Genomic DNA, 14,901 nt, shown 5'->3' with positions numbered 1-14,901 from the left:
GGCGTCACCGCCGACAGTTGACCTGCGGGTCACCGTCGCGAAACAGGCCCCGGTCAGCATGGAGTTCGGGCAGACTGGTCGGCGGTAGCCGCCGGCCGTGCAACCACCCTGGGGAGCACCATGAGCACCACGTCACGAGACACGACCGTCGACCTGATCGCCATCCCCCGCGCCGTCGTCGCCCTGGCCGCCGAGGTCGCGCACTCGGTGGAGCGTGCCGTGGTGGGCGACCACCGGGTGCGTACCGCGCAGGGCAACGCATGGGAGGCCATCTGCGCCGACCGGGCCCGCGCCCACCAGCGTGACGAGATCCGCCGGCTGGTCGCGACGCTGGCCAGCGGCCGGCCGACCGAGACACCGGCCGCCACCGACCGCAGGGAGACCAGCGCGGCGGCGTGACCGGCCACTACGGGGCCTCGGTCAACGCGGCCCGTCGTCGCTGGTCGGCCGCTGCGGGGCGTCGTCGATGGTCGGGTCCTCGCCCCGGTCGAGCGCGGCCCAGGTGTCGAGCGTCGACTTCGGCACCGACGCCTCCGGCCGGTCGACCGCCGGGCGGGTCGCCGTCGCCCCGGGTGCCGTCGCCCCGGGTGCCGTCCGCTCGTACCGGGCCCCCATCGCCGGCCAGCCGCCCGACCGCAGCACCGTCGTCAGCCCGCCGGCGGCCGACAGCAACGCCCCCGCCATCGCCAGGACCGGCCAGTGCGGCGCGGTCGAGGCCGTCTCCGCCGCCGACCGGGCCACCGGGGTCACCCCGACCAGCACCGCCGCCGCGCCCGCCAGCACCGCCACGCCGACGGCGGCGAGCAACGCCCCGATCAGCCGCCTGACCACTCCCCGGCTGGCCAGCACCGCCCCCGCACCGGCCAGCCCGACCAGGGCCAACGCCGGCAACCACGGCAGTACGTCGGCCCCGGTGCGCACCACTTCCACGGCGGGCAGCGGCTCCGGCCGTACGGTCACCTCGACCGCCCACGCCTGCCGGGCGGCGTACCAGGTCAGGCCGGCACCGACCAGGCAGGCACCGACGGCACCGGCCAGCTCCCGACGGACGCCGGGCGACCGCGAGCCGGCCCCGTCGTCGGCCGTCGGGCCCGATCCGCCAGCGGCAGGTCCGACGCCGTCCGGCCCGTCGTCGGTCACCGGGCCGGACGCAGGGTCTCGGCGGCGGCGATCGCGACCAGCACCGCCGCCGCCTTGCTCTGGGTCTCCCGTTCCTCGGCCACCGGGTCGGAATCGGCGACGATCCCCGCGCCCGCCTGCACGTAGGCACGACCGCCCCGGATCACGGCGGTCCGGATCGCGATCGCCATGTCGAGGTCGCCGCCGAAGCCGAAGTAGCCGACGGTGCCGCCGTACAGGCCCCGACGGGTGGGTTCCAACTCCTCGATGATCTCCATCGCCCGTACCTTCGGCGCACCGGACAAGGTGCCCGCCGGGAAGCTCGCCGCCAACGCGTCGAACGCGGTGCGGTCCGTACGCAGCTCGCCCACCACCGTCGACACGATGTGCATGACGTGGCTGTACCGCTCGACCGTGGCGAACTCCGGCACCTCCACGGTGCCGGGACGGCAGACCCGGCCCAGGTCGTTACGACCCAGGTCGACCAGCATGACGTGTTCGGCGCGTTCCTTCGGGTCGGCCAGCAGTTCGGCGGCGAGCGCCGCATCCTCCTCCGGGGTCGCCCCCCGTCGCCGGGTGCCGGCGATCGGGTGCAGCAACGCCCGCCGGGTGCCCTCTTCGGTGACGGTGACCTTCAGATGCGCCTCCGGCGACGACCCGACCACGTCGAAGTCGTCGAACCGCAGCAGGTACATGTACGGGCTCGGGTTGGTGGCCCGCAGCACCCGGTAGACGTCCACCGGGTCGGCCGAGGTGTCCCGCTCGAACCGCTGCGCCAGCACGATCTGGAAGCACTCGCCGGCCCGGATCGCCTCCTTGGCCTGCTCGACCGCCTTCGGGTACTCCCCCGACGAGGTGCGGCTGTGCACCGCCCCGACACCGGTCGGAGTGTCGAGCACGGACACCATCGGCGGATTGGGCCGCGACAGCGCGGTGGTCATCGCGTCCAACCGGCCGATCGCGTGGTGGTAGGCGGCGGCGACCGTGGCGGCGTCGGCCGCCTCCGGCAGTACCGCGTTGGCGACCAGGATCGCCGTACCGTCGTAGTGGTCGAGCACCACCAGGTCGGTGGCGAGCATCAGTCCGAACTCGGGCAGCCCCAGCTCGTCGGCGGTCAGCTCGGGCAGCCGCTCCAGCCGGCGGACGAAGTCGTAGCTCAGGTAGCCGACCAGGCCGCCGGTCAGCGGCGGCAGCCCGGCGGCGACGTCGGGCACCGGCGGCGGGCCGGTCAGCGCCGCGACCGTCGACCGCAGGACGTCCACCGGGTCGCCGCCGTCGGGCAGCCCGTCCGGCGGATCGCCGAGCCAGCGGACGGTGCCGCCGGACTCGGTCAACGTCGCCGCGCTGCGCACCCCGACGAACGAGTACCGCGACCAGGCGGTGCCGGCCGAGCCGGCGCCCTGCTCGGCGGACTCCAGCAGGAAGGTCCCGGGCCCGCCGGCGAGTTTGCGGTACACCCCGACCGGGGTCTCGCCGTCGGCCAACAGCCGGCGGGTGACCGGCACCACCCGACGCTGCCGGGCCAGGGTCGTGAAGGTCTGCGCGTCCGGGCTGACCGTTCCGGTCGTCATCGGCCCTCCTCGGCGGGGGTGATCGTGCCGGTCACCGGCAGTTCGTCGAAGAAGCAGTTCGGGGCACCGGTGTGGCAGGCGGCACCGACCTGCTCCACCGCGACCAGGACGGCGTCGCCGTCGCAGTCGATCCGCACCGACCGCACGTACTGGTGGTGCCCGGAGGTGGCACCTTTGACCCAGTATTCCTGGCGGCTGCGCGACCAGTAGGTGGCCCGGCCGGTGGTCAGTGTGCGGTGCAGTGCCTCGTCGTCCATCCAGGCCATCATCAGCACCTCACCGGTGCCGTGCCGCTGCACCACGGCGGCGATCAGGCCGTCGGCGGTGCGGCGCAGTCGGGCGGCGATGGCGGGATCCAGGGCGGACGGCCGCGACGGGTCGCCGTCGTCGGGCCGTTGCGCGGTGGTGGCGGGTCCGGCTGGCGGTTCATCGGGTACGGGCACAGTGCCCGATTGTTCCGTACGGCCGGACCGGTGTGGTGCCGCGTCCCGTCCCAGGTGTCGTAAGCCCGACACCGGACGACCGGATCCGACGGTTCGGGGGCTGTGCCGCCGCGGCCGGAGGAGTACCTTGACGAAGCGCCGCCACGGTCGAGGTCTACGGGCCGATCCCATGCCCCGCACCGGTTCCGGCACCTGTCGACAGCACTGCACCCGGGGTCTGCCCGGGCGGTCGACGTACGTCCGGCCGGGTCCGTCGGCCCCGTCCGGTGCGGCGAGTCGGCGCACCACCCCAGCCACACGCCCGTGCGGGTGACGACCCGGTTGCACCGCCGACCGGGCACCCGCCGACGCGGACGGAGGAATCTCGATGCAGCCCATGGCCACCCCTCAGCCTTCGGGGGCGGTGGAGTCGGGGGACGCCGCCCCCGCCCCTGTTCCCGTGCACGGCAGACCGATCCCGGCACCACGACCGATGTCCGCCGGACATGTGATCAACGAAGCGACGACCGAGATGCCGGTGATCGCGCCGCCGTCGGCGGACCGGCAGAACCCGAGCCCGCTGCCCCCGATCGCCACGCAGTTGCTCGGTGGCGCCCCGGCCGACGACCCGGAGTCCGACGATTCGCCGTCGACCACCGCCCAGGGGCCGCAGGGGCCGACGGACGACGCGCCGGAGTCCACCGATCAGCAGCCGACCGACGTGACACCAGCGGCGAACGTCGCCGACACGACCCTGCCTGCGGATCCCGGTTCACCCGCCGAACCTGACGGCTCCGCCGACGACGACTCCGCCGCTGAGCAGACGGGCGACGACGCGACGGTTGCGCAGCCCGAGCCGACGGCGCAGGCGGAGCCGGCGGGCTCTGCCGACGACGACCCGCACGACGCCGACGACCCGGTCGATGACGACGACCCCGAGGCCGTGACGGCGCACGGCGACGCCGGTGATCTCTCCTTCGACGACGACGAACTCGACGACGAAGACGTCGAGCTCGAGCTCGAGGACGACGACGAGCCCGAGGACGACGAGGACGAGGACGACGACGAGCCCGAGGACGACGAGGACGAGGACGACGACGAAGACGATGACGACGAGGAGCCGGCTGACTTGATGACCGCAGTGGATGACACGCAGCCGGAAGTGACGTCGGCGCGGCGGCCGGGCGACGTGTCGTTGCCGCCGATCACGATCTGGACCGAGGCCGCCGCCGACGACCTGCGCGACGAGTGGCACGAGATCAAGGCCCGGTTCGTCGACGAACCGGACGTCGCCCTGGCTCAGGCCCAGGCGCTGGTCGGACACACCGTCCGGACGCTGGCCGAACGTCTCCTCGCCGAGCAGAACGAGCTCGACCCCCACCGGCACAGCGCGACGCCGGACACCGAGTCGATGCGGGTGGCATTGCGCCAGTACCGAGAGTTCCTCGACCGCCTGTTGGCCATCTGACGTGGTGAGGTGGGCGTGGCGGGTACCCGCCACGCCCACCTCACCGCTCGTCCACGAGTTTCCGGTAAGCGTCGATCTTGTGATCGAGGACGGCCAGATCCTCGTGCAACTGCCCGATCCGGGCGAGGACAAGTGCCCGGTGCCGCTCGAACAGGTAGATACGTTGCGGCAGCGTGTCGTCACCCTGCCGGGCGAGTTCGGTGTACCGGCGCATGTCACGCACCGACATCCCGGTGCGCCGCAACCGGGTCAGCAGGATCAGCCAGCCGATGTCGGTTTCGGTGTAGCGGCGGCGACCCGCCGCGTCCCGCCCGACCGGGGCGACCAGCCCTTCCTGCTCGTACCACCGCAGGGTGTGCGGGCTGAGCCCGACCCGCGCGGCGGCCGCGCCGACGGTCAGGGAGTCGCCGGCCGATGTGTTCATGACGCCCAGGGTGGCAGGCGGACGCCAGCAGCACCGTGCACCGGACGCAGCCTTCCGGCGGTGACCACTTGACACCCGCTGGGACGGTTGTCCTAAAGTGCCTCGTAGGACATCCGTCCTAGCGATCCGGCCAGCTGAGGGAGGATGCGGTCGATGGCAGCGAGCGCGACCCGCGCCCAGATCGTCGCAGCGGCCGACCGGCTCTTCTACGAACAGGGTTTCGAACACACCTCGTTCACGACGATCGCCGAGGTGGTGGGACTGTCCCGAGGCAACTTCTACTACCACTTCAAGACCAAGAACGAGATCCTGGCGGCGGTGATCGCGTCCCGGATCGACGCCACCCGCGCGATGCTGCGGCAGTGGGAGGACGAGGCGGCCGAGCCCATGGAGCGGATCCGGCGCTTCATCCGCATCGTGCAGACCAACCGGGCGGACATCCGCGACTTCGGCTGCCCGGTCGGCACCCTGACCGCGGAGCTGACAAAACTGCGACACCCGTCACGGCCGGAGGCGACCGCCCTGTTCACGGTGTTCCGTGACTGGCTGACCGCGCAGTTCGCGGCGCTCGGCCACGGGGAGGGCTCGGACGCGATGGCGCTCCATGTGCTGGCCTTCAGCCAGGGCGTCGCCACCCTGACGAATGCCTTCGGCGACGAGGACTTCGTCCATCGCGAGGTCGCCCGGATGGAAGCCTGGCTGGCCACCTGCGGCAGCCGAACCACCTGACCGCACCGGCAGGTCCCCTTACCCTGCCGTCACGAGAGAGAGCCGATGTTCATCGTGTTGCTCCGGTTCGCCGGGAACAAGGCCGCCGCCGGCGAGTACCTGTCCGAGCACCAGCAGTGGATCACGCAGGGCCTGGATGATCAGGTGTTCCTCCTGGTCGGCGGGATCCAGCCTGGACTCGGAGGCGCGGTGCTGGCGCACAACGTGACGCTGCCGCAGTTGCAGCAGCGGGTGGCGGCGGACCCGTTCGTCATCAACCGGGTCGTGGACGCCGAGATCCTGGAGATCGCACCGGGCATGACCGATCCACGGCTGGACTTTCTGGTGCCGGCCCGGTGACCTCCGACGAGATGCTCGCCCTAATCAACGAGGGCGTCCAGTTGCACCATCAGCAGGGCCAGCCGGCCGCCGCCCGCGACCTGTTCACGCGGATCTGGGCCGAGATCGGCGGCGAGCGGGGCGATCCGTTGCACGTCTGCGTCCTCGCGCACGCGATGGCCGACGTGCAGGACGACGTCGGTCAGGAACTGCGCTGGGACCAACGGGCCCTGACCGCTGCCGACCGGCTCACCGACGACCGGGTCGCCCGGGCAGGGGTGCCGCTGTCGGTGGCCGCCCTGTATCCGTCGTTGCACCTCAACATCGGCGAGTGTTACCGCAAGCTCGGTGATCCCGACCGGGCCCGGGAGCACCTGCGGCAGGCCCGGGCCGGGATCGGTGCGCTCGGTGACGACGGGTACGGGCAGCTGATTCGGGACGGTCTGGACCGGCTGACGCAGCTGCTGGGCGATGGGTGACCGTCGGCTGCCGGGCGGCGGTCCGCCCGGCAGCCGACGGTGTCGGCAACCGGCCGGGTCAGCAGCCGAGATCCACGCCCCGGGCGGCCATCCACGGGCCGGGGTCGATCTGGTTCCACAGCCCGGCGTGCACCTCGAAGTGCAGGTGCGGACCGGTCGAGTCACCGGTGGAACCCTCGTCGCCGACGCGTTGCCCGGCAGCCACCACGTCACCGGCGGAGACTGACGCCGCGCTCAGGTGGGCGTAGTGCGTCAGGTGCCCGTCGCCGTGGTCGATCAGCACGGAGATCCCGTACCCGGAGTAGAGCCAGCCGCTGTCGACGACCGTTCCGGCCCCGGCGGCGTACACCGGGGTGCCCTCGTCGGCGGCGAGGTCCAGGCCGGCGTGCTGGGTGCCCCAGCGCGGCCCGAAGCAGGAGGTGGTCTCAGCGCCGGGCATCGGGTGCGCCCAGCCGGTGTCCGCCGCGTGTGCGGCGGTGGCGGCGCCGGCCACGCCGCCGAGAGCCATCGTCGCGGTCAGTGCGACCCGGCCGAGCAGGGTCCGGCGCAGCCGGGTCCGTACGCCGGCTCGATGCTGATGGCGGGCATGGTCACGGTCGGTAGGGGGTTTCATCACGCCTCCGTAGCTAACTGCGGTATGTGGCGGGACACGGCGTTTGCCGCTATCCGCGCCAGCTGCTGGTGATGGACCTGAGCGAGTCCAACGACCAGCAGCTCAACGGCCATGCCGGGCGGTGGCGGTGAGCTGCGCCACGGGCCCCGCCGGAAATAGCCACTGGCGTCACGGTCAGTAATTCATCTACCGTTGAGTTCAACGCATGATGAATTACTGGAGGCAACCATGGAGCCCGTCATCGAGGTCACCGACCTCGTGGTCGACCGGGGCCGCCGCCGCGTGCTGCACGGGATCTCGTGCACCGTCGGGCGCGGCAGCGTCACCGGCCTGCTCGGCCCGAGCGGCAGCGGCAAGAGCACCCTGATGCGGGCGGTCGTCGGCGTACAGACCGTCCGGTCCGGGCAGGTCCGTGTCTTCGGCCGACCGGCCGGGGCAGCCGCGCTGCGGCGTACGGTCGGGTATCTCACCCAGGCGCCCAGCGTCTACGCCGACCTCACCGTCCGGGAGAACGCCCGGTACTTCGCCGCGCTGTACGGCCTGTCGGCGGCCGACGCCGACCGGGCCGTCGCCGACGTCGGCCTGGCGTCCGCCGCCGGACAACTGGTGGCCGACCTCTCCGGCGGTCAGCGCAGCCGCGCCTCGCTGGCCTGCGCCCTGGTCGGCCGCCCCGACCTGGTCGTGCTCGACGAGCCGACGGTCGGTCAGGACCCCGTCCTGCGGGCCGAACTGTGGGCGCGGTTCCACGCCCTCGCCGCCGCCGGCACCACCCTGCTGGTCTCCAGCCACGTGATGGACGAGGCCGGCCGGTGCGACCGGCTGCTGCTGATCCGTGACGGCCAACTGATCGCCGACGACACCCCGGCGGCGGTCCGCGCCGCCGCCGGCACCGACGACCTGGACGAGGCGTTCCTGCGGCTCATCCGCCAGCACCAGTCGACCGACGCGACCCGAGGAGCAGACCGGTGAACCCGACGATCCTGGCCGCCACGGTCGGCCGCGTCCTGCGTCAACTGCGCCACGACCGGCGTACCGTCGCCCTGCTGGTCGTCGTGCCGGCGCTGTTGCTGACCCTGCTCTACTACATGTACGGCGACCAGGACCCGGCCACCGGCGGGCCGGCGCTGTTCAACCGGGTCGCACTGGTGATGCTCGGCGTCTTCCCGTTCGTGATCATGTTCCTGGTGACCAGCATCGCGATGCTGCGCGAACGCACCAGCGGCACGCTGGAACGACTGCTCACCACCCCGCTGGGCAAGCTCGACCTGCTGTTCGGCTACGGCATCGCGTTCGGGCTCGCGGCGGCGGTGCAGGCCACCGTGGCCAGTGCTGCCGCGTACTGGCTGTTCGGCCTGACCACCGCCGGATCCGCCGCCCTGGTGATCACCATCGCGGTGCTCAACGCGCTGCTCGGGGTGGCGCTCGGCCTGCTGTGCAGCGCTTTCGCCCGCACCGAGTTCCAGGCCGTACAGTTCATGCCGGTGGTAGTGATCCCGCAACTGCTGCTCTGCGGGTTGTTCGTCGCCCGCGACCAGATGGCAGGCTGGCTGGAGGCGATCAGCAACGTCCTGCCGTTGTCCTACGCCGTGTCGGCGTTGACGGAGGTCGGGGCGCACCCGGAGCCGACCGCGACGCTCTGGCGTGACCTGGGCGTGGTCGCCGGGGCGGTGGTTGCCGCGCTGGTGCTCGCCGCCGCCACCCTGCGTCGGCGCAGCGGCTGAGGGCGGCACCGGCCGAGGGACGAACCGGCGGCTGCTGACGGCACAGCGGCGCGGCGACTGCGACAGGAGTGGCAGGACCGATGGCACGACGTACCGGGCGGCGACCGGGCAACCCCGACACCCGCGAGGCGATCCTGACCGCCGCCCGGCAGACCTTCGGTGAGCGAGGCTTCGACCAGGCGTCGGTACGGGCGATCGCGGCCGCCGCCGGTGTCGATCCGGCACTGGTGCACCACTACTTCGGCACCAAGGACAACCTGTTCCTGGCCGCGATGAACGCGCCGGTGGACCCGGCCGAACTGCTGCCACAGGCGTTCGCCGGCGGCCGGGAGGAGGTCGGGCAGCGGCTGGTCCGGCTGGTCCTGGGGGTCTGGGACTCGCCGGCCGGGGTCGCCGCCCTGGCACTGCTGCGCTCGGCGTTGAGCAACGACTGGACCGCCCGGCTGATGCGCGAGTTCGTCACCACCCAGATCGTCCGCCGGGTGCTGGGCCAGCTCGACCTCGACCCGGCGGAGCTGCCGCTGCGCACCGCGTTGGTGGTGTCGCAGATGGCGGGCCTGCTCGTGACCCGCTACGTGCTCCGGCTGGCGCCGCTGTCCACCATGGCGGCCGACGAGGTGGCGGCAGCGGTCGGGCCGACGATCCAGCGCTACCTCACCGGCACCGTCACCACGGCGGCGCCGCCCGACCGCTGACCGCCGGGTGCACGCGGCGGTGGGTGCACCGGGCGTCAGGCGGCGGTGGGTGGGGCGCAGCAGCGGCGGCAGAGCACCGGGTGCAGCAGCCGGGCGAGTTCGGCGCGGTCGCGGACCGGGGCGGGAAAGGCCAGCCGGGCGCGGGGGCCCTGCGGCCCGAGCGCGACCACGAAGCCGTACCGGTCCATCCGGACGACCTGTGGCTCTGCGGCCAGCGACCGGTGCCCGGCGTCGCGCAGCTGCCGACGGATGAACGCGGTCATCTCCGCCCGGTGGTGGTCGGCGAGGTCGACGAGCAGGTCCGACTCGATGCCGCCGAGCGGGTCGGGTTCGGCGGCGGCGTACTCGTCGGGGTCCACCTCGGTGGTGACACCGCCCCGCTGCAGCCGGACCTCGGCCACCTCCATCCGGAACATGGTGGCACCGTGTCCGACGTCGAGCAGGTCGGGGCAGGCGTGTACGTCGGCGAAGTCCAGTGCGGCCATCCGGGCGGCCGCGCCGTCGAGCGGGCTGACCCAGCCGGATACCCAGACCTGGCCGTGGGTGGGCGAACCGGCCACCGGCGGTACGTCGGTCGCCTCCAGTACGACCGCGACGTCGTCGGCTCCGTCGACCGGTCGCAGGGCACCGGCGATCGGGTCGGACCCGGTGCTGAGCAGCAGGATCCGGCCCATCGGGTCGGTCGCGTGCCGCACGGCGATCGGGCCGGGCCGGCAGGCGACGTGCGCCGTGCCGGGCAGCCGGCCCGCGGCCAGGGTGCGGGCGATCTCTGCGGGGCTGGGCTGCATGACACGGACCTCCGAGATCAGTTAGGCTCACCTTAGTGAGGGCAGGCTAACCTACTGATCCGGAGTCGTCCACGTGAACCACCCACGACCCAAGGCGCGCATCTCCCGCGCCCTCGGCATCCCGCTGACCCGCAAGTGCACCAAGTACTTCGAGCGCCGCCCATACCCGCCCGGCGTCCACGGCCGGGCGCGACGCAAGCCCTCCGACTACCAGGTCCGGCTCCTGGAGAAGCAGCGGCTGCGCCACCAGTACAACGTCAGCGAGACCCAGCTGCGCCGCGCCTTCGACGACGCCGTACGGGGTGCCGGCAAGACCGGCGAGGCGCTGGTCAGCCTGCTGGAACGCCGCCTCGACGCGGTCGTGCACCGGGCCGGCCTGGCCCGCACCGTCTACCAGGCCCGCCAGCTGGTCGCGCACGGCCACTTCAGCGTCGACGGGGTCAAGGTGGACCGGCCGTCGTACCGGCTGCGCCCCGGCCAGGTGGTCGAGGTCCGCGAACGCAGCCGCACCAAGCCGCCGTTCCAGCTGGCCGCCGCCGGCGCCCACACCGGCGACGGTCCGACCGCGCCGTACCTGTCGGTCAGCCTGAGCGAGCTGACCGCCACGCTGCTGCGCGAACCGGCCCGCAGTGAGGTGCCGGTCGTCTGCGACGAGCAGCTCGTGGTCGAGTTCTACTCCCGCTGAACCTCGGCACCTGACGGGCACCAACCGGGACGGGTGGTCAGCGGGTCTGCTCCAACCAGGACGCGAACAGCCGCGCGTAGACAGAATCGGCGTCGGCGAGCAACCGCTCGTGCGGGCCCCGCTGCACCACCCGCCCCCGGTCGACGACGATCACCTCGTCGGCGGCCTGCGCGGTGGACAGCCGGTGGGCGATCGTCAACGTGGTCCGCCCCCGGGTCACCGCGTCCAACGTGCGCTGCAGCCGGACCTCGGTCGCCGGGTCGACCGCGCTGGTCGCCTCGTCGAGCACCAGCAGATCGGGGTCGGCGACGTAGGCCCGGACCAGCGCCACCAGCTGACGCTCCCCCACGCTCAACGCCTCGCCCCGCTCGCCGACCGGCGTGTCCAGCCCGGCGGGCAACCCGGCCACCCAGTCCGACAGGCCCAGCTCCCCGAAGGCGGCGGCGAGCCGCTCGTCGGTCAGCTCCGGCCGGGCGAACCGGACGTTCTGCGCCACCGTCGCGTCGAACAGGAAACCGTCCTGCGGCACCATCACCACCCGGGACCGCAACGACTCGAACCGGACCTGGTCCAACGGCACCCCGGACAGCAGCACCCGGCCGGTGGCCGGATCCATCAACCGGGTGAGCAGCTTCGCGAAGGTCGTCTTGCCACTGCCCGTCTCCCCGACCACCGCCACCCGTGTCTTCGCCGCGATCTCCAGGCGTACGTCGGCCAGCACCGTCGGGCCGCCCGGATAGGCGAAGCTGACATCGTCGAACCGCACGTCCAGCGCGCCCCGGGGCAGATCCACCCCCTCGTGACCGGGGTCGGCCACGTCGGGCGCGATGTCGAGTACGTCGAGCACCCGGCGCCAGCCGGCGATGGCGTTCTGCGCCTCGTTGAGCACCTCGGTGGCGATCTGGACCGGCTGGATGAACAGCGTCACCAGGAACAGGAACGCGGTGAGCTGACCGACGGTCAGGCCACCGTCGACGCCCATCCGTACTCCGACCACCACCACCCCGGCCAGGGCCAGCCCGGCGGCGATCTCCCCGACGGAGAAGCCGATCACGCTGGTCCGCAACGCCCGCTGCTGGGCCCGCCGCTGCCCCTCGATCGCCTCGTCGAGTCGACGCGCGGTACGGCCGGACACCCCGTACGCGCGGATCACGGCCGCGCCGACGACGCTCTCGGCGACCGCCGCCAGCAGGGCGCCGGTCCGTTGACGGACCACGCCGTACGCGGCGGCGAGTCGCCGTTGGAACGCCCGGATGATCAGCAACGCCGGGATGAAGGCCGCCAGGACCACCAGGGTGAGCTGCCACGAGTACACGGCCATCACGGTCGCGGTGACCACCACCTGCCCACCGCTGATCAGCAGGATCACCCCGCCCCACTGCAGGAACTGGGTGATCTGGTCGACGTCGCTGGTGACCCGGCTGACCAGCGAGCCGCGCCGCTCCGACTGCTGGTGCAACATCGACAGGTCGTGCACGTGCCGGAACGCCCTGGTCCGCACCGCGGCGAGCGCGGTCTCGCTGACGGTGAACAGCCGGCGCATCATGAAGTACCCGGCGACGGTCGTCCCGGCCAGCACCGTGGCGGTCAACGCCACGATCAGCCCGACCACGCCGATGTCCGGACCGCCCGGGGCACGCAGGCCGTTGTCGATGGCCTGCTGTACGGCGACCGGGATGGCGGCCCGGCCGACCATCGACGCCAGGGCCAGGGCGAGCGTCCCGGCCAGCCCGGTGCGCAACTCCGGCGACAGGGCCAGCCCGCGCCGCAGGGTCCGCCAGGTCGACTCGGCCGGGGGCTCCCCGGCACCGCCGGATGCCGGTACGGCACCGGCGCCGGGCGGCACCGCCGGCTGCGGGCGTCGTCGGCCGCCCTGGTCCACCGTGGGGGCGCTCATCGGTTCACCTCCACCGGGCGCGACGCGTCGTCGGCCGGCCCGGTCGGGTCGACGCCGCCGGCCCGGTCCCGTTCCCGTTGCGCCTCGGCCTGCTCGTACGCGGTGACCAGGTCGGCGTAGCCGGGGCAGCGGGCGAGCAGCTGCTGGTGCGTACCGGTGTCGACGACCCGGCCCTGGTCGAGGAAGACGACCTCGTCGGCGAGGGCGATCGTGGCGCGGCGGTAGGCGACCACCAGGATCGACGTGGCGATCTCCGAGGTCCGCAGCGCGGCCAGGATCGCCGCCTCCACCCGGGGGTCGACGGCGCTGGTCGCGTCGTCGAGCACCAGCAGCCGGGGGCGGCCGGCCAGGGCCCGGGCCAGGGTGAGGCGCTGGCGCTGCCCGCCGGACAGGGTGGTGCCCCGTTCTCCGACCATCGTGTCGAGCCCGTCGGGCAGCGCCGCGATGAACCCGTCCGCCTCGGCCAGCCGCAGCGCCGCCCACACCGACTCGTCGGTCACGCCGTCGCGGTCCAGTGCGACGTTGGCCCGGACCGTGTCGTCGAAGACGAACGGCACCTGGGCGACCAGGGAGATCGTGCGGGCCAGCGATTCGGCGGTCAACTCCCGCAGGTCGACGCCGTCGACGGTCACCGTACCGGCGGTCGGGTCGACCAGCCGGGCGGCGAGCGCCGCGATGGTCGACTTGCCGGAGCCGGTCGGCCCGACCAGGGCGACGGTGCGCCCGGCCGGCACCGTGAACGACACGTCGTGCAGCACCTGCGGTGCGGGCCCGGACGCCGCGTCGTCGGCGGCGCGCGGCGGTGTGTCCGGGGTGGCCGGCGGTGTGTCCGGGGAGTCCGGTCCGCCGGTGGCGTAGTTGAACCGGACCCGGTCCAGGACCAGGCTCGCCGCGTCGGTCGCGGCCGCCGGCACCGCGTCGGCGCCGTACGGCATCTGCCCGGTCGCGGTCAACACCCGGTGCACCCGGTCCCAGCCGGCGACGCTGCGCGGCAGTTCGGCGAGCACCCAGCCGATGGCCCGGACCGGGAACGCCAGCACGGTGAACAGGAACGCGACGCTGACCAGGTCGGCGACGCTGATCGCGCCCTGCTGCAGCCGGTATGCGCCGACCAGGAGCACCGCCAGGGTGCCGAGACTGGGCAGCGTCTCCAGCAACGGGTCGAACATGCCCCGCAGCCGGCCGACGGCGATCAGCGCGTCGCGCAGCTCGGCGGCCCGGGCGGCGAAGCGGACCGTCTCCTGGCCCTCCCGGCCCATCGTCTTGACCACCAGCGCGCCGTCGAAGCTCTCGTGCGCGATCGCGCTGACCTCGGCCCGCAGCTGCTGGGCGCGGACCTGCCGGGGGGCCATCCGGCGCGAGTAGACGACGTTGAGGGCGAACAGCGCGGGGAACACCGCCAGGCCGACCAGGGCCAGGACCCAGTCGGTGACGAACAGGGCGCCGATCGCGGCCACCAGCATCACCACCGTGCCGACGGCGAACGGCAGCGGTGCCACCGGGAACCAGGTCGCCTCGACATCGGAGTTCGCGTTCGACAGCAGGGTGCCGGTCGGGTGCCGCTGATGCCACGCCATCGGCAGTTCGAGGTACCGGCGGGTGACCCGACGCCGGTACGACGCCTGCAGGCGGTACTGCATGAACCCGGCACCGAGCCGGCGGCCGAAGATCCCGCCCACCTTGACGACGCTCACCGCCAGCAGGGCGGCCGCTCCGGCGGCGAGCAGACCGGTCTCGGCCCGCCCGGACTCGATCGAGGGCACGACCACCTCACCGACGATCGCCCCGACGACGTACGCACTGGCGATGGTGAGCAGCCCGAACACGACACTGCCGCCGACCCCGACGGTGAACAGCCCCGGCTGCTCGCGGATGCCCTGGCCGAGCACCCACAGCCCACGCAGCAGCACGTCACGGCTTGTCCTATTGGCCACACTTCCCCCGCAGGTAAGTTCCGAACATCAAATCTTGT

At 72.9% G+C, this 14,901-nt stretch carries 16 protein-coding genes and 1 pseudogene; 9 read left to right on the top strand and 8 right to left on the bottom strand.

What is annotated here, in order from left to right; genetic code table 11:
* Positions 1–120: 120 nt before the first annotated feature.
* A complete protein-coding gene (locus tag ACN28F_RS27880) occupies positions 121–399 on the top strand; it encodes a hypothetical protein (RefSeq protein ID WP_421360426.1) in 279 nt (92 codons plus the stop codon).
* 21 nt (positions 400–420) lie between these two features.
* Here the strand turns inward: ACN28F_RS27880 and ACN28F_RS27875 are convergent, their stop codons facing one another.
* Genes ACN28F_RS27875 through hisI form a run of 3 tightly spaced genes read right to left on the bottom strand, consistent with a single transcriptional unit; the run spans position 421 to position 3,133 of the window.
* Positions 421–1,140: a Trp biosynthesis-associated membrane protein gene (locus ACN28F_RS27875; protein WP_421360424.1), complete on the bottom strand. Its 720-nt coding sequence runs from the start codon at positions 1,138–1,140 to the stop codon at positions 421–423.
* On the bottom strand, positions 1,137–2,690 hold the full coding sequence (locus ACN28F_RS27870; RefSeq protein WP_289205418.1) for an anthranilate synthase component I: 1,554 nt from the start codon (positions 2,688–2,690) through the stop codon (positions 1,137–1,139). The genes ACN28F_RS27875 and ACN28F_RS27870 overlap by 4 nt, the downstream gene beginning before the upstream one ends.
* Positions 2,687–3,133, bottom strand: coding sequence for a phosphoribosyl-AMP cyclohydrolase (gene hisI / locus ACN28F_RS27865; protein WP_289205417.1), 447 nt, complete (start codon positions 3,131–3,133; stop codon positions 2,687–2,689). Before hisI ends, ACN28F_RS27870 begins: the two co-directional genes overlap by 4 nt.
* 472 nt (positions 3,134–3,605) lie before the next feature.
* Between hisI and ACN28F_RS27860 the strand changes: the two genes are divergently transcribed.
* The gene (locus ACN28F_RS27860) at positions 3,606–4,580 is read left to right on the top strand and encodes a hypothetical protein (protein WP_421360422.1); all 975 of its coding nucleotides are present in this window, start codon (positions 3,606–3,608) and stop codon (positions 4,578–4,580) included.
* A gap of 40 nt (positions 4,581–4,620) precedes the next feature.
* Here ACN28F_RS27860 and ACN28F_RS27855 read toward each other — a convergent pair whose 3' ends face one another.
* Entirely contained in the window at positions 4,621–5,004 is a 384-nt protein-coding gene (locus ACN28F_RS27855) for a MerR family transcriptional regulator (RefSeq protein WP_289205415.1), read from the bottom strand.
* A gap of 153 nt (positions 5,005–5,157) precedes the next feature.
* Here ACN28F_RS27855 and ACN28F_RS27850 point away from each other — a divergent pair, with 153 nt between their 5' ends.
* The 3 genes from ACN28F_RS27850 to ACN28F_RS27840 are packed head-to-tail and all read left to right on the top strand — an operon-like array spanning position 5,158 to position 6,530.
* Positions 5,158–5,733 (top strand): TetR/AcrR family transcriptional regulator, encoded by a 576-nt coding sequence (locus tag ACN28F_RS27850; RefSeq protein WP_289205414.1) that lies wholly within the window; start codon positions 5,158–5,160, stop codon positions 5,731–5,733.
* 45 nt (positions 5,734–5,778) lie between these two features.
* Positions 5,779–6,072, top strand: a complete 294-nt coding sequence (locus tag ACN28F_RS27845) for a YciI family protein (RefSeq protein ID WP_289205413.1) — start codon at positions 5,779–5,781, stop codon at positions 6,070–6,072.
* Positions 6,069–6,530 carry a tetratricopeptide repeat protein gene (locus ACN28F_RS27840; RefSeq protein WP_289205412.1) on the top strand — a complete coding sequence of 154 codons (462 nt, stop codon included), beginning with the start codon at positions 6,069–6,071 and terminating at the stop codon, positions 6,528–6,530. Before ACN28F_RS27845 ends, ACN28F_RS27840 begins: the two co-directional genes overlap by 4 nt.
* Positions 6,531–6,588: 58 nt before the next feature.
* On the opposite strand, the pseudogene ACN28F_RS27835 reads toward ACN28F_RS27840, so the two are convergent.
* Positions 6,589–7,008: pseudogene (locus ACN28F_RS27835) on the bottom strand (M23 family metallopeptidase); the annotation flags it as partial.
* A 363-nt stretch (positions 7,009–7,371) separates the two neighbouring features.
* On the opposite strand from ACN28F_RS27835, the gene ACN28F_RS27830 reads away from it, so the two are divergent.
* The 3 genes from ACN28F_RS27830 (at position 7,372) to ACN28F_RS27820 (ending at position 9,559) form a co-directional block, all read left to right on the top strand.
* Positions 7,372–8,112 (top strand): ABC transporter ATP-binding protein, encoded by a 741-nt coding sequence (locus ACN28F_RS27830; RefSeq protein WP_289205411.1) that lies wholly within the window; start codon positions 7,372–7,374, stop codon positions 8,110–8,112.
* Complete coding sequence (locus ACN28F_RS27825; protein WP_289205410.1) at positions 8,109–8,864, top strand: ABC transporter permease; 756 nt, start codon at positions 8,109–8,111, stop codon at positions 8,862–8,864. Before ACN28F_RS27830 ends, ACN28F_RS27825 begins: the two co-directional genes overlap by 4 nt.
* Before the next feature lie 80 nt (positions 8,865–8,944).
* Complete coding sequence (locus ACN28F_RS27820) at positions 8,945–9,559, top strand: TetR family transcriptional regulator (RefSeq protein WP_289205409.1); 615 nt, start codon at positions 8,945–8,947, stop codon at positions 9,557–9,559.
* Positions 9,560–9,594: 35 nt separating this feature from the next.
* Here ACN28F_RS27820 and ACN28F_RS27815 read toward each other — a convergent pair whose 3' ends face one another.
* A complete protein-coding gene (locus ACN28F_RS27815; RefSeq protein ID WP_289205408.1) occupies positions 9,595–10,347 on the bottom strand; it encodes a DUF2470 domain-containing protein in 753 nt (250 codons plus the stop codon).
* 73 nt (positions 10,348–10,420) lie between these two features.
* Between ACN28F_RS27815 and rpsD the strand changes: the two genes are divergently transcribed.
* On the top strand, positions 10,421–11,032 hold the full coding sequence (rpsD, locus tag ACN28F_RS27810) for a 30S ribosomal protein S4 (protein ID WP_289205407.1): 612 nt from the start codon (positions 10,421–10,423) through the stop codon (positions 11,030–11,032).
* 37 nt (positions 11,033–11,069) lie between these two features.
* Here the strand turns inward: rpsD and ACN28F_RS27805 are convergent, their stop codons facing one another.
* Together ACN28F_RS27805 and ACN28F_RS27800 are read right to left on the bottom strand one after the other, a co-directional pair.
* Positions 11,070–12,929 (bottom strand): ABC transporter ATP-binding protein, encoded by a 1,860-nt coding sequence (locus tag ACN28F_RS27805; RefSeq protein ID WP_421360418.1) that lies wholly within the window; start codon positions 12,927–12,929, stop codon positions 11,070–11,072.
* Positions 12,926–14,863, bottom strand: coding sequence for an ABC transporter ATP-binding protein (locus ACN28F_RS27800; RefSeq protein WP_421360416.1), 1,938 nt, complete (start codon positions 14,861–14,863; stop codon positions 12,926–12,928). Before ACN28F_RS27800 ends, ACN28F_RS27805 begins: the two co-directional genes overlap by 4 nt.
* Positions 14,864–14,901 lie beyond the last annotated feature (38 nt).

This window comes from Solwaraspora sp. WMMA2101 (assembly GCF_049179175.1).
GTDB lineage: Bacteria > Actinomycetota > Actinomycetes > Mycobacteriales > Micromonosporaceae > Micromonospora_E.
This window is presented reverse-complemented; position numbering and strand designations above follow the sequence as displayed.

Excerpts from the sequence above, each read along its gene's own strand:
- ACN28F_RS27880 (WP_421360426.1), top strand. The coding sequence starts at position 121 with ATGAGCACCACGTCACGAGACACGACCGTCGACCTGATCGCCATCCCC.
- ACN28F_RS27870 (WP_289205418.1), bottom strand. The coding sequence starts at position 2,690 with ATGACGACCGGAACGGTCAGCCCGGACGCGCAGACCTTCACGACCCTG.
- ACN28F_RS27860 (WP_421360422.1), top strand. The coding sequence starts at position 3,606 with ATGTCCGCCGGACATGTGATCAACGAAGCGACGACCGAGATGCCGGTG.
- ACN28F_RS27855 (WP_289205415.1), bottom strand. The coding sequence starts at position 5,004 with ATGAACACATCGGCCGGCGACTCCCTGACCGTCGGCGCGGCCGCCGCG.
- ACN28F_RS27850 (WP_289205414.1), top strand. The coding sequence starts at position 5,158 with ATGGCAGCGAGCGCGACCCGCGCCCAGATCGTCGCAGCGGCCGACCGG.
- ACN28F_RS27845 (WP_289205413.1), top strand. The coding sequence starts at position 5,779 with ATGTTCATCGTGTTGCTCCGGTTCGCCGGGAACAAGGCCGCCGCCGGC.
- ACN28F_RS27830 (WP_289205411.1), top strand. The coding sequence starts at position 7,372 with ATGGAGCCCGTCATCGAGGTCACCGACCTCGTGGTCGACCGGGGCCGC.
- ACN28F_RS27820 (WP_289205409.1), top strand. The coding sequence starts at position 8,945 with ATGGCACGACGTACCGGGCGGCGACCGGGCAACCCCGACACCCGCGAG.
- ACN28F_RS27815 (WP_289205408.1), bottom strand. The coding sequence starts at position 10,347 with ATGCAGCCCAGCCCCGCAGAGATCGCCCGCACCCTGGCCGCGGGCCGG.
- ACN28F_RS27805 (WP_421360418.1), bottom strand. The coding sequence starts at position 12,929 with ATGAGCGCCCCCACGGTGGACCAGGGCGGCCGACGACGCCCGCAGCCG.